The organism is Paenibacillus sp. J22R98, from assembly GCF_059383835.1.
The window spans coordinates 362,494-375,880 of the sequence record NZ_JBXENW010000003.1; the positions used below are offsets into that span (position 1 = coordinate 362,494).

Genomic DNA, 13,387 nt, shown 5'->3' on the forward strand with positions numbered 1-13,387 from the left:
CATGTGGGAGCAACTATGGACACAGCTGAAAGCAGGACAGCCGCATCATGTGCTGTATGGCATTATGCTCGGTGTCGTGTTTGGCGTAACGGCAAGATTATTAATGCTGCGGACGGATTATCGGCAATACCCGACCTACCCGCACGGCAGAATCATTCACATTTCGCTTGGCGTCATAGCAGCAGCGCTAGGCGCAGTTGCCGTTCCGGCGCTTTATAAGAAGGATTTCACCGCCATTACATTTCTGACTCTGGCTGCGCAGCAATTTCGCGATGTTCGTAAGATGGAACGGGAGACATTGGACAAAATCGACAGCATGGAGCTTGTTCCTCGCGGTACTACTTATATCGAAGGCATTGCGATGGTATTTGAGGGCCGCAACTACCTCGTGATTTTATCAGCTTTATTGACCAGTCTTGCTTCATTGGCATTGGGGCTGCCGTTTGGGTTAGGGATGGGGATTCTGACATTGGGGCTTGTTTATGCCTTGAAGTCGGGCAAAGCTGTATCCCATATCGCCAAAGCGGAAATTGCAGATGTCAAAGTAGACGGCCCCGATTTGTTTGTTGGGGATATCTACATCATGAATGTGGGTCTCACTTCGAATCAGCAGCTGATTGCCGAACGCGGACTTGGCATTATATTGACACCGTTCAATCCGAATGGGAAAGCGACATTGAGCAATTTAGGACAACGGCAAGCCATCTTGTTTGATTTATCCACCATTCTGGGCGTGTATCGCGATGACGGCGAACCGGCGCTCGTTCCTATGGCGAAGCTCGATATGAAAGACGGCAGACTGGCGATATTTCTGATTCCTCAGGAGAAAGACGCGACAAAGGCGAAGATTATCGTGGAGAAGGTGCCGATTCTGGAATCAGCCGTACGTATGCCGACAGAAGCGAGCGTAAACAAGGAGAAGGGAGAACAGCATGGCTAAAATTGTGGCAATCGTGACGATGCAGCATGAGCAGGTAGGAGGAGGGGCGCCGATCTTCGTGGAACCCGATATTGCCAAACGAGAATCGACCGCTTTTCTACTCGAAAAGATATTGGATGCGAGTGTGCACGATTTGAAGAACGGTTGTTTCATATTGGTAGATCATCACCGAGAATGAAATGTTAGCCAATCCCGTTGTTTTTTGCTATGATGGTAGGCGTGAGTATTTGAGTATGCCCCTCTATTACTTGTTATGCAAGCCCAGTGTTACCAATTTAGTCGGCGATCAGCCGGTTCATTATTGAGGAGTGAAAGATGTGTCTAAACCCATTATTGCCATAGTAGGTCGGCCTAATGTGGGGAAGTCTACGATATTTAACCGCGTTATTGGCGATCGGTTAGCCATTGTAGAAGACAAGCCTGGTGTAACTCGTGACCGTTTGTACGGCACGGGAGAATGGAATGGTCGTGCTTTCAGTATCGTTGATACTGGCGGTATCGAAATTGACGGTGAAGATGAAATCATGAAGTCTGTCCGCATGCAAGCGGAACTGGCTGTTGAAGAAGCTGACGTCATCATTTTCATGGTAGATGCCAAAACCGGGCTGACCCATGCCGACGACGAGGTTGCACAAATGCTGCTTCGTTCGCGCAAACCCATTGTGGTTGCGGTTAATAAAGTCGATAATTTAAATCGGCGCGATGATATTTACGAATTTTATAACCTTGGCTTCGGAGATCCGATTGCGATCTCGGGCTCGCACGGAATGGGAATCGGCGATCTGCTGGATGCAGCGGTCGAGAAGCTTCCTGAAATTGTGGAAGAGCATTATGATGATGACGTTATTCGGGTTGCGTTAATTGGACGGCCGAATGTGGGCAAGTCTTCGCTGGTTAATGCACTGCTTGGTGAAGAACGCGTTATTGTAAGCAATGTTGCTGGTACGACGCGCGACGCCATCGATACGCCGTTTGAACGCGATGGGCAGAAGTACGTGCTGATCGATACAGCGGGTATGCGTAAGCGCGGCAAAGTATACGAGTCGACGGAGAAATACAGCGTGATGCGCGCACTTAAAGCGATTGAACGCGCAGATGTTGTACTTGTGCTGATCAATGGTGAGGAAGGGATCATTGAACAGGATAAACATATCGCAGGCTACGCGCATGAAGCGGGTAAAGCTTCGATCTTTGTCGTGAACAAGTGGGATGCTGTCGAGAAAGACGACAAGACCATGCAGCATTTCGAGAAAGATATCCGCGATCACTTCCTATTTATGACGTATGCGCCGGTCATCTTCTTGTCCGCACTTACCAAGCAACGGCTGCATAAGCTGCTGCCGGTTGTCTGTCACGTTTCCGAGCAGCATGCGCTTCGGATTCAAACTCATCTGCTTAACGATGTGGTGTCTGATGCGATCGCGATTAATCCGCCGCCAACTGACAAGGGCAGACGCCTTCGCATTAACTATGTAACGCAGGTTGCGGTTAAACCGCCAACCATCGTACTGTTTGCGAATGATCCGGACATGATGCACTTCTCGTATGAGCGTTACCTTGAGAACAAAATCAGGGCAGCCTTCCAGTTTGAAGGTACGCCCGTACGCATTTTCACCAGAAAGAAATCCGACGAAGATTAAAAATATGGCTGCTGCTCGATTCTGGTGTCTCTGTTTATCGGGGCACCAGTTTCCTTATCTGAAGAAAGAGGCGAAATTATCGTGTTCACCATACTTGCGGTACTCATCAGTTATTTGCTAGGTTCGCTTTCCTTTAGTATTTTGATTGCCAAATGGGTAAAAGGCATTGATATCCGCAATTTCGGCAGCGGTAATGCCGGTGCAACAAATACGCTGCGGGTGCTCGGCAAAGGCCCGGGCATCACCGTATTTCTGCTTGATATCGCCAAAGGTGTCGTTGCGGTACTGCTTGGCATCTATATGGCCGGCGGTGACTGGGGACCGGTTCTATGCGGTTTAGCGGCGATTGCCGGACATAACTGGCCGGTATGGTTTGGATTTAAAGGCGGCAAAGGCATTGCGACGACTGTCGGCGTAATGGCAACGCTCGCGATTATCCCTGCGTTGATTGCAGGAGCGGTGGCGATCATTTCGATCGCAATAACACGCTTCGTTTCACTTGGATCGCTTCTTTTTGCTGTGCTGATGCCCATCTTCGTATGGAATATCGGCGATAAGCCCTTCTCCTATGTATGGGCGAGTCTGATCATCTGCGTGCTGGCGTTCGTTCGCCACCGTACGAACATTGTGAAGCTGCTGCAGGGGAAAGAGAATAAGCTTGGAGCCAGAAAAGGGTAAGGAGGCGAGTACATGACGAAACGTAAAGCGGCGGTGCTCGTAGGCGGCAGCTGGGGTACTGCACTTGCGGCAGTCTTAGCTGATAATAACTACGAGGTTGCCTTGTGGGCTCGCAGCGAGTCGCAAGTCGATGAAATCAACACGCTACATACCAATAGTCGGTTCTTGAAGGATGCTGTACTGCCGCATCATATTACGGCTACTACCGATATCAAGACGGCTGTTACAGGTGCGGAAATTGTATTGTTCGTTGCGCCGTCCTCTGCGATGCGCGATGTCGCGAAGCTGGCTGCGCCTTATATTGCCGAAGATGCCATCTGTATTCATGCGACGAAGGGCTTTGAATCGGTCACTTACAAACGGATGACCACCGTGCTTCTGGAAGAATTGCCGATCACGGCGAATCGGCTGGTCGTATTGTCTGGCCCAAGCCATGCCGAAGAGGTTGTCCGTAAATTGCCGACAACCGTCGTCGTTGCATCCGCAAACATTGAAGCGGCTGAGAAAGCGCAGGATGCGTTCATTACGCCTTACTTCCGTGTATACACCAATAAAGATGTGATCGGCGTGGAAGTAGCCGGTGCCATCAAGAACATTATTGCGCTCGGAGCGGGACTTACAGATGGACTGGGATTTGGCGATAATGCTAAGGCCGCGCTCCTTACGCGCGGCTTGGCCGAAATTAGCCGGCTAGGTACAGCCATGGGTGCGAATCCCATCACGTTTGCCGGACTTGCAGGCGTAGGCGATCTGGTTGTTACTTGTACGAGTAAGCACAGCCGTAACTGGCGTGCAGGCTCCATGCTGGCAGAAGGCTTGTCGCTGGACGAAGTGCTAAGCCGCATGGGCATGGTAGTCGAAGGTGTGCGTACAACGAGTGCAGCACGTGAGCTGGCTCATGAGTACGGCGTAGAAATGCCTATTACGGAGCAACTGTTTGCTGTATTGTTCCAGAACAAATCGCCGCGCAGTGCCGTTGAGTCCCTGATGGGCAGAGGCCGCACACACGAGACAGAAGACCTGCCGGGCGTATAGTATGGAAGTTCTTTAGCCTACACCAATCCCGTCCTTCCTTCATATGATGCTAGCAGCAGCCTTCGGGGTTGCTCGCGAAGCGAGTTTTTACGATGTAAAAACTTGAAGGAGGGAAACTTTTGAGCGGGAAGAAAGATATCTCTAAAGATGTTCTGAGCGCTGTCAATAAAAAGACGGGCAAGCCGATTACCGAGAATGCAGTTAAGAAGCTGGCCAGCGGCGTTACTTCAGATACGATGCAAAGCGAAGAAGAGCTGCGCAAGCTGATCCAATCCGTCTCCGCCATGGCGAAGGTGCCCGTATCGGAAAAAACGATTAATGACATCGTTGGAGCCGTCAAGAAGAGCGGCATGAATATCAATAACATGGAAATGCTGATGAAGCTGATGCTCAAGAAGTAACAGTGAGGACTTAAGCAAAAAGCGCCCGGCATTGCAAGCTCAACGCCGGTTTTAGCTTTCGCTGAAGTCCTTTTCTTTTTGCACCAAATTCGGTTAATCGCGGCAATAGTAGCTGTTTAAACACGACAAGTGGTATAATAGAACGAATAATTGGTGCACAAGGTGGTTTGAGATCATAATGGATCCAATGATGAAGATGTGGGTTTCATTCGTAGGTATTGGATTAATGGCAATAGCGGCGGTATTGATATCGCTGGCAAGATTCAAGACTAAAGGCGTGCTTCGGCTGCTGTTATCCATGACAGCCTTTTTCTTTCTGGTTATCGGCGGTTTCCTCGGCCTGATCTCCATTTCATAACACGCAACTACTAGACGAACTCGGACATGGAGTGGAAAAGGAGTAACGAACGATGCTGGAATTGAAGGGACGCTCTAAAAGCACGACAGTCTATCCTTTGCAGGGGATGTCGCTGCTCGATATGGCGATGAAGCATGAGATCGACTGGGCTTTCTCGTGTTCGCGGGGGACTTGTGCAAGATGCCGCTGCCTAATTGAAGAAGGTGCGGAGTTTCTTGAGGAAGTTACCGATGCAGAATGGGACCGTCTTGAGCCAAGTGAGCTGGAGGAAGGCTATCGCCTCGGCTGCCAGGCGATCATCAAGAAGAATGCGGGCACAATTAAGGCTGTGAACCGGCCCTACTTCTGATGGAAAGACGTGAGCACATGCATACTGCTGAGCCGTTCTACCGCGCACTTGAAGTCATTGCAAGGGAAGCCGCTCCAACAGGAGCTAAATGGCTGATCGGCGGCAGTGCAGGGCTGCTGCTGCGAGGGCTGGAGCTAAGTGATCTGCCCCGTGACCTGGATCTATACGCAGATGATGCGGCTGCGGCCGTACTTCATAAAGCGCTGCTTCCCTACGCTGTAGATGAACAGCATGAAAGTGTGAGTCCGATCTATCGATCGGTGCTCAGCCATTACCTGATCGAAGGTATTCAGGTCGAACTAGTCGGCGGGTTTATCGTATCTGCCGGAGAGGATCGTTATGCAGTTGAAGTGGAAGAGGTTCTCACTCCACTGCAAGCGCCTGTTACAATTGGTGCCTATAAGCTGGGCATCGTCCCGCTCGCGCACGAGCTCTGGTTTAATGTTCTGCGAGAGCGGGAGGACCGCACCCGGCTCATTGTTACCCAAATACGCCAAGAACCTGCTTTACACATGGAGGCTGTCAGATTGATCGCCTCCAGAAACCGGCTTACAGGAAAGACGAAACAGTATGTACAGCAACTGCTAAACGAATAGATGTATGCATAATGCAGGAAGCGAGGGATTCGCCATGAATGTTCAAATTACATTCCTCCCTTCCGGACGCAGTGTAACGGTACGTGCCGGGACAACAGTCCTGGATGCTGCCAGACGTGCCGGTGTGCCCATTCGAACACGGTGTGACGGGAAAGCTGCATGTCTCATGTGTAAAGTAACAGCGCCGAACAGCTCCTCGGGACTGTCTCCGCTAAATGACAATGAGCGTTATAAGCTCGCAGGTCTAGACCGCTCGGGGACAAGGCTCGCTTGTCAAGCGAGAGTGTTTGGCCGTGCCGTAGTCGAGGTTCCGGAAGATCCGCTTCGCGCAGCAGTCAGAAGACAAATGATGCGCCAAGCGGAAGATGATGAATTATGGTAGGGGGAAGTTAGTGTCATGAAAGGCTTGAGAAAAGCGGCTGCAGCTATGGTGCTTGCACTTATGGCTGCTTTCCTGTCTGGCTGTCTGTATCCCAAGGACCAAATGGGCCAGTATCAGAAGCCGCCAAAAGATGCAATTCTAAATGTACAAACGGTTATCGACCAGTTTCAAAAAGACACGGGCTTGCTTCCGATGCAGAACAGCGACGAAACGACGCCGGTATACGAGAAATTCAAAGTGGATTTTGACAAATTGAAGAGAATGAATTATGTCTCAAGCATCCCGGAAACTGCGTTTGAGCAAGGCGGAAGCTACTATTATCTCATCATTAACGAGGATAAAGATCCTACTATTAAGCTTATGAATCTTGTTCTCTATCAACAAATGAATGATGTACAAGCGGCTGTTAAGGCATACTCTGATTCAAACGGCGGCAAACTTCCTGAAGGCGCAGCGCTGTATCCGGACTTTAAAGCCATTGATTTTGATGCGCTGGACCTGAAGGAGCCGGTACTTCACAGTATGTTCACGGGGGGCATTTTGACCCCAATGATGGACGCCAAAGGCAATGTTTATATTGACTATGGCTCAGATATTATGCAGGCTCTTTCCAAGCAAGGCAGTGCCAATAAACCGGATGAACACGCGGATTTACGCGCACTCCTTGTAGATTCTTCAGACTTTGTACCTGTCAAATCTCCTGTGTACCGTTTAGTAAATGGAGAGCCGAAGGCTGTGCTCAAATAACCCAATCGACTTGTTTGCCCTAAGCTCCTGTCCGTCCTGCGGCAGGAGTTTTTTTGTCGTTCAGGCATAGCTTCGATCTTTCTCTCATATATCTCAATCTTGGAAGGCCGGGAGCGGAGAAGCTCATCGAAATCGAAAGATTTCATGGTTGCAGTCGTCATATTCGGGCTATGGACGCAATAAGCTATTACTAGTCCAAAATCATGTACGAGTTGCGTCGCTTGTTTGCAACTGTGGCAGGCGGGTAGCGGCGAACCCTGACGACGAACAGCAGGAGGAAAGCAGCAGTAACGGTACGTCCATGTACAGGCGAAATACGATTGGGAGGGGATATTCAGTGGAGAAAGTGGACATTTTCAAGGACATTGCCGAACGAACCGGCGGGGATATTTACCTCGGCGTCGTTGGTGCAGTCCGCACAGGCAAATCAACCTTCATCAAGCGGTTCATGGAGACGGTTGTGCTGCCGAACATCACGAACGATGCCGATCGGGTGAGAGCTATCGATGAACTGCCGCAAAGCGCAGCAGGCAAGACGATTATGACAACTGAGCCTAAATTCGTGCCTAACCAAGCTGTTCAGCTTCGTGTGGCCGAAGGGCTTGATGTGAACGTCAGACTCGTTGATTGCGTTGGTTATGCGGTAGTAGGCGCGAAAGGCTATGAGGATGAGAATGGCCCGAGGATGATTACTACGCCGTGGTTCGAGGAGCCAATTCCATTCCAGGAAGCAGCCGAAATCGGAACGCGCAAAGTCATTCAAGAGCATTCCACGCTCGGTGTCGTCGTGACGACAGACGGTACAATTGCGGAAATTCCGCGCAGCTCGTATATCGAGGCTGAAGAACGCGTTGTAAATGAGCTCAAAGAGGTCGGTAAGCCGTTCGTCCTCATTGTGAACTCCACACGGCCGAAGAGCGACGAAGCGCTGGCGCTTCGCAGCGAGCTTCAGGCTAAGTATGACATCCCGGTCATTACGCTCAGCGTAGCGACGATGGGTGAAGAAGAAGTCATGTCAGTGCTTCGTGAAGTACTCTATGAGTTCCCAGTGCATGAAGTGAATGTGAACCTTCCTAGCTGGGTGATGGTGCTGAACGACAACCACTGGCTGCGCAGCAACTACGAGAATTCGGTTCGCGATACGGTCAAAGATATTCGCCGCCTGCGCGATGTTGACCGAGTCGTCTCGCAATTCATGGAATACGAGTTCATCGCCCGCGCCGGACTAAGCGGCATGAACATGGGGCAAGGGGTCGCCGAAATCGACTTGTATGCGCCGGATGAATTGTATGACCAAATCCTGATGGAAGTTGTCGGCGTCGAAATCCGCGGCAAAGACCATCTGCTGCAGCTGATGCAGGAGTTCTCCCATGCGAAGCGGGAATATGACCGGTTTGCAGAAGCGCTTGAAATGGTCAAAACGACCGGTTACGGTATTGCAGCGCCGACATTGGCAGAGATGGCGCTTGATGAGCCTGAGCTCATCCGCCAAGGCTCCCGTTTCGGTGTCCGCTTGAAGGCGACTGCTCCGTCCATCCATATGATCCGCGTGGATGTGGAGTCCGAATTCGCACCGATTATCGGTACCGAGAAACAAAGCGAGGAACTTGTCCGCTACTTGATGCAGGATTTCGAGAACGACCCGATCAAGATTTGGGAATCCGACATCTTCGGTCGCTCGCTCCATTCCATCGTAAGGGAAGGCATCCAAGGCAAAATTGCGATGATGCCGGACAATGCGCGCTATAAACTTCAGGAAACGCTTGGCAGAATTATCAACGAAGGCTCAGGCGGTCTGATTGCCATAATCTTGTAAAGCGAAAGAGACACGCGAACACAGCGTGTCTCTTTTTTGTCGTTTTCAGGGGCATTTCGCGTCAAAAAGCATGAAAAACCTAGAGTAATCCTCGGAAAAACTTGTATAGCCTCTTGAAATTCTATAGCCAACTGTATTACTATAAATCTGTTCATGGTTCAGTATGCAGGATTTGCACATAACGGAATTTCTTTGCACCAAGGCCTGCAGGTATATTTTCTGAGGTTTCGGTAAAACAGAATGATAATGATGTGCTTATGAACTGCCGTCAGGGGAGGTGAAAGAAATGAACAAAACGGAACTGATTGCGAAAGTAGCCGAATTGACTGACCTTTCCAAGAAAGATGCTTCCAAAGCGGTTGATGCCGTTTTTGATGCCATCTCCGACTCGCTGCAAGGCGGGGATAAAGTGCAATTGGTGGGGTTCGGTAACTTCGAGGTGAAAAGCCGCGAAGCCCGTAAAGGTCGCAACCCGCAAACGGGTGAAGAGATCGACATCCCAGCAAGCAAAATCCCGTCTTTCAAAGCGGGTAAATCACTTAAAGATCTTGTCTCCAAATAAGAAACGGTTTAGACCGTTGATGACGTCCGGGTGCTTGCTGCATCCGGACGTTTTTCGTCTCTCAGAACCGGTTCCGTTTCTATTGACAAGGTGAGTTAATTCCAGTAGACTTTTTCTTGCGGTTCTTGGGTTGACTTTGAATCGCAGCGCTAACATACATAACAAGTCATAGCTGCTGTCCTGAGCACGACGTTCGGGAGGCAGTTTTTTGGATTAAAGGCCGAATGATCGAATAGGAGGCAGTGTACATGGAAGATAAGAATGGGGAATATATCGTCATTAAAGCGAAAGCCCAAGGTGTACAAGTCATCGGACTGACTCGCGGACAAGATACAAAGTTTCACCACACCGAGAAGCTCGATAAAGGAGAAATCCTCATCTGCCAGTTTACGGACCACACGTCAGCGATCAAAATTCGCGGAAAAGCAACTGTACTGACTAAATACGGTACCGTCGATACAGAGGATTAAACCGAAAGCAGGCATAGCCTGCTTTTTTAGTTTGTACACTAGAGTAGCAGGACATTCTGTGCGCGAAAGGCGGATGGTAGATGTCGCATTACAAAAGACTACTCTATGCGTGTGCGGTAACAGCAGCTGTTACCTTGTTACTGTCTATACTCCCGTTAACGGATTCACGGATGAAGCAAACCAAAGGCGATATATCAGTCTTTCACCCCGTCCCGATCAAACGGCTGAGCGCAGGGGTGATCGTGGATTCGATGCTGGGACTTCATCTTGGGTTGGACGTTAAACGGGTCGATTGGAAAGGATCGGTGCTGTCGGTCGATTTATCTACAGAGCATTATGGGAATGCTGTAGAGGGATGGATGAGCGATTTGCAGCGACTTTTGGAATTTGCATTTGTACATACGGATAATGTGAGCCGTGTCTTAGTCCGATTCGTTACCCCCATGCAGCCTGAGAACGACGATGAGATTCCGGTTAACAGACTGCTTGCTGCGGTCGATGTCAGGCGGAGCGATACCTGGCTGTCCACAGAACTGTCAAACTTAAGCGCAGCAGAGCCATTTACGGACGAAATTTGGAGGCAGCGCCTGCGTTTGTCCATTTCCCAGTTGTAGCGAAACGTCACACATAGTGCTATAATTATTTAGATTATTAACAGATGATTGGTTTGGGGCAATCTGCGATTGCCACAGCATTCATCTAAGATGATTGGTTTGGGGCAATCTGCGATTGCCACAGCATTCATCTAAGATGATTGGTTTGGGTGGACCTATGGTCAACACAGCATTCATCCAGATGATTGGTTTGGGGCGAAACCGAGGTTGACACAGCATTCATCATAAATTAAGATAATTGGCTCGAGACAGCCTATGGTTGACTCAGCAATCATCTAAGTTTTGTCCGGAGGCTAGGCCAAATGAAACCATATAAAATACCTGAGATCGCAAAAAAGTACCTGGAATACGATATGATTCAAATGCACACCGAGCTGCCCGATTTTCCCGACTCGAGGATCAGGCTGCTCTTCGCATTTCTGGCCAATCAACGCACGCCGCTGTTCCACAGTGAGCTCTTTTCGCTTGTCACTTCCTTGGTACAGATGGGGATGGACACGCATGATCTCATCGACTCCGACAGCGGTCGCCTTCAAGAACGCGAGATGCGCTCCCGTCAATTGAAGGTACTCGCGGGCGACTACTACAGCAGCCGTTTCTATCAGCTGTTGTCGCAAGCCGGCCAGGTCGATATGATTCGCCGGATTAGCAACGGTGTATCTGAGGTCAACAAGCTTAAGGTGAACTTATACCTCCGAATGAAACAACTCAAGCTGACGGCTGAAGAGTATCTGGGCCAGTGTGTACAGTTAAAAACAGAGTTGTTCCAAGCTTTCACTGAAAGTATGGATGAGAAGCTAACACGCGCTTGGACAGAGCTGCTTCAAGGCTTCGGACGATGCGAGGTCGTTATGGATGAGCTGATTCGCAGCGAGAAGCCAGAGCGGTTCACCGGCAGCTGGGCATACTGGCATGTGTGGAACAATGGTACCGACGAAGAGAAGCGCAAGTTATCCGATCTATCCACTGAGCCATCTTATGCACAGTCCTTGATCGCAAAATATGATATTCGCACTCAATTGGCCGAGAAGCTGAAACAATCTGCTCTGCATGTACAATCGGTCGTTTCGTGTCTTGATTCCGATAAGCTCGTCCGCGAGTTGATGGGCATCGCAGAAACGTTTACGCGTCCTCTTGTACCTGCGGCATCGGCCCAAGGCGAGAGAAGGTAAGGTGACTACCATGCAATCCAAATCCAAGGAACAGCATGTGCATGCCGTATTTGAAAGCATTGCACCAACGTACGACCTCATGAATGATTTAATCAGCTTCCGTCGACATAAGGCGTGGAGAAAATTCACGATGCGCAAGATGGATGTAAAACCCGGTGCTACGGCAATTGATTTGTGCTGCGGCACTTGCGACTGGACCATTGCGCTTGCGAAGGCAAGCGAAAGCGGTGAAGTGGTAGGGCTTGATTTCAGCGCTGGTATGCTTGAAGTAGGGAAGAAGAAAGTGAAGAGCGAAGGACTTGATCGTCAAATCTCGCTCGTGCAAGGCAATGCGATGGAGCTTCCATTCGAGGACAATCGTTTCGACTTTGCCACAATCGGATTCGGCCTTCGCAATGTACCGGATCTGGAGCAGGTGCTTCGTGAAATGATGCGCGTGGTGAAACCGGGTGGACAAGTAGTTTGCTTGGAAATGTCCAAGCCTACATGGCAGCCGTTCAAAGCGATCTATTATTTCTACTTCGAACGTGTGATGCCAGCAATTGGGAAGATGGTCGCCAAGCGGTACGAGCAGTACAAATGGCTGCCGGAATCATTGAAAGCATTTCCGGACTCGAAGCAGCTTGCAGCAAAGTACCGTGAAATCGGCCTTCAAAATGTTCGCGTATTTCCGTTAGCAGGCGGAGTCGCGGCATTACACATGGGGACGAAGGGAACGGACAACACATGATTCGCAAATTTCGCATTATTCTAGAAATGATTAAGTTTGAACATACCATTTTCGCATTACCGTTTGCTTTCATGGGTGCACTGCTTGGTGCGATTATCATGGATAACCGGCTGCCGGAATGGAGTGAGATTTGCTGGATTATACTGGCGATGGTCGGTGCCAGAAGCGCCGCGATGGGGCTGAACCGCGTCATTGACCGTGTCATCGATGCCAAGAACCCACGCACCGCGAAACGGGCGATCCCGGCAGGCCTGCTGCGTGCAGGAGAAGTCGGCTTGTTCATTGCGGTGTCCTTTATTGTGTTATTCATTGCTGCATCGCAGCTGGATCCAATTTGTATGAAACTGATGCCGATCGCGGTATTCATGCTTGTGCTCTATTCCTATACAAAACGTTTTACATGGCTTTGTCACGTTGTGCTTGGACTGACAATCGGACTTGCGCCGCTTGGCGGATGGGTAGCAATTGCCGGACATTTCGAGCTGTCGGCTTGGGTGCTCTATGCAACCGTTGCTTGCTGGCTTGCCGGCTTTGATATTATTTATGCTTGCCAAGATTTCGAGTTTGACCGCAAGGAAGGCGTGTACTCGATTCCTTCGCGGTTTGGTATGGCCGGAGCATTGCGGCTATCGCGCGGGTTTCATCTGTTGACGAGTATCGGATTCATTTCATTATATTGGTTAACCCCGCTTAGCTGGCTGTATCTGATTGGCGCCATTATCTCCGTAGGCATGCTGTGTTACGAGCATATCTTGGTGAAACCAAATGATATGAGCCGCGTGCAAACCGCATTCTTCACCATGAACGGAACACTGAGTGTTGTCTTGTTTATCAGTGCGCTGCTCGATTTGGTGGTGCTTCACAAGTGGTAGAACAAGTTGCTGAAGTAACGCGCAA

The 13,387-nt window shown here is 49.9% G+C and carries 18 protein-coding genes; all 18 read left to right on the forward strand.

The window, feature by feature from the left end; genetic code table 11:
• Window position 1: 1 nt before the first annotated feature.
• On the forward strand, window positions 2–940 hold the full coding sequence (locus tag AC50Y3_RS11755) for a YIEGIA family protein (RefSeq protein WP_494818935.1): 939 nt from the start codon (window positions 2–4) through the stop codon (window positions 938–940).
• Window positions 933–1,118: a capping complex subunit for YIEGIA gene (locus AC50Y3_RS11760; protein ID WP_091219041.1), complete on the forward strand. Its 186-nt coding sequence runs from the start codon at window positions 933–935 to the stop codon at window positions 1,116–1,118. The genes AC50Y3_RS11755 and AC50Y3_RS11760 overlap by 8 nt, the downstream gene beginning before the upstream one ends.
• Before the next feature lie 139 nt (window positions 1,119–1,257).
• A complete protein-coding gene (gene der, locus AC50Y3_RS11765) occupies window positions 1,258–2,580 on the forward strand; it encodes a ribosome biogenesis GTPase Der (protein WP_494818936.1) in 1,323 nt (440 codons plus the stop codon).
• Between the two features lie 78 nt (window positions 2,581–2,658).
• A complete protein-coding gene (gene plsY / locus AC50Y3_RS11770) occupies window positions 2,659–3,258 on the forward strand; it encodes a glycerol-3-phosphate 1-O-acyltransferase PlsY (protein ID WP_494819232.1) in 600 nt (199 codons plus the stop codon).
• A 12-nt stretch (window positions 3,259–3,270) separates the two neighbouring features.
• Complete coding sequence (locus tag AC50Y3_RS11775; RefSeq protein ID WP_494818937.1) at window positions 3,271–4,293, forward strand: NAD(P)H-dependent glycerol-3-phosphate dehydrogenase; 1,023 nt, start codon at window positions 3,271–3,273, stop codon at window positions 4,291–4,293.
• A 119-nt stretch (window positions 4,294–4,412) separates the two neighbouring features.
• Entirely contained in the window at window positions 4,413–4,694 is a 282-nt protein-coding gene (locus tag AC50Y3_RS11780) for a stage VI sporulation protein F (protein ID WP_091219033.1), read from the forward strand.
• A 178-nt stretch (window positions 4,695–4,872) separates the two neighbouring features.
• A complete protein-coding gene (locus tag AC50Y3_RS11785; protein WP_494818938.1) occupies window positions 4,873–5,052 on the forward strand; it encodes a DUF2768 family protein in 180 nt (59 codons plus the stop codon).
• Window positions 5,053–5,104: 52 nt separating this feature from the next.
• The gene (locus tag AC50Y3_RS11790) at window positions 5,105–5,401 is read left to right on the forward strand and encodes a 2Fe-2S iron-sulfur cluster-binding protein (RefSeq protein WP_494818939.1); all 297 of its coding nucleotides are present in this window, start codon (window positions 5,105–5,107) and stop codon (window positions 5,399–5,401) included.
• Between the two features lie 17 nt (window positions 5,402–5,418).
• The gene (locus AC50Y3_RS11795) at window positions 5,419–5,997 is read left to right on the forward strand and encodes a hypothetical protein (protein WP_494818940.1); all 579 of its coding nucleotides are present in this window, start codon (window positions 5,419–5,421) and stop codon (window positions 5,995–5,997) included.
• A 34-nt stretch (window positions 5,998–6,031) separates the two neighbouring features.
• Entirely contained in the window at window positions 6,032–6,379 is a 348-nt protein-coding gene (locus AC50Y3_RS11800; protein ID WP_494818941.1) for a 2Fe-2S iron-sulfur cluster-binding protein, read from the forward strand.
• A gap of 15 nt (window positions 6,380–6,394) precedes the next feature.
• Window positions 6,395–7,126, forward strand: a complete 732-nt coding sequence (locus AC50Y3_RS11805) for a YphF family lipoprotein (RefSeq protein ID WP_494818942.1) — start codon at window positions 6,395–6,397, stop codon at window positions 7,124–7,126.
• Between the two features lie 337 nt (window positions 7,127–7,463).
• The gene (gene spoIVA, locus AC50Y3_RS11810) at window positions 7,464–8,942 is read left to right on the forward strand and encodes a stage IV sporulation protein A (RefSeq protein WP_494818943.1); all 1,479 of its coding nucleotides are present in this window, start codon (window positions 7,464–7,466) and stop codon (window positions 8,940–8,942) included.
• Window positions 8,943–9,228: 286 nt separating this feature from the next.
• Window positions 9,229–9,504, forward strand: coding sequence for an HU family DNA-binding protein (locus AC50Y3_RS11815; protein WP_090976740.1), 276 nt, complete (start codon window positions 9,229–9,231; stop codon window positions 9,502–9,504).
• Between the two features lie 248 nt (window positions 9,505–9,752).
• The gene (mtrB, locus tag AC50Y3_RS11820; RefSeq protein ID WP_091219013.1) at window positions 9,753–9,974 is read left to right on the forward strand and encodes a trp RNA-binding attenuation protein MtrB; all 222 of its coding nucleotides are present in this window, start codon (window positions 9,753–9,755) and stop codon (window positions 9,972–9,974) included.
• 80 nt (window positions 9,975–10,054) lie between these two features.
• Complete coding sequence (locus AC50Y3_RS11825) at window positions 10,055–10,588, forward strand: hypothetical protein (RefSeq protein WP_494818944.1); 534 nt, start codon at window positions 10,055–10,057, stop codon at window positions 10,586–10,588.
• Between the two features lie 302 nt (window positions 10,589–10,890).
• Window positions 10,891–11,760 carry a heptaprenyl diphosphate synthase component 1 gene (locus AC50Y3_RS11830; RefSeq protein ID WP_494818945.1) on the forward strand — a complete coding sequence of 290 codons (870 nt, stop codon included), beginning with the start codon at window positions 10,891–10,893 and terminating at the stop codon, window positions 11,758–11,760.
• 10 nt (window positions 11,761–11,770) lie between these two features.
• Window positions 11,771–12,490, forward strand: coding sequence for a demethylmenaquinone methyltransferase (locus AC50Y3_RS11835; protein WP_494819233.1), 720 nt, complete (start codon window positions 11,771–11,773; stop codon window positions 12,488–12,490).
• Window positions 12,487–13,362, forward strand: a complete 876-nt coding sequence (locus AC50Y3_RS11840; RefSeq protein WP_494818946.1) for a UbiA-like polyprenyltransferase — start codon at window positions 12,487–12,489, stop codon at window positions 13,360–13,362. The genes AC50Y3_RS11835 and AC50Y3_RS11840 overlap by 4 nt, the downstream gene beginning before the upstream one ends.
• Window positions 13,363–13,387 lie beyond the last annotated feature (25 nt).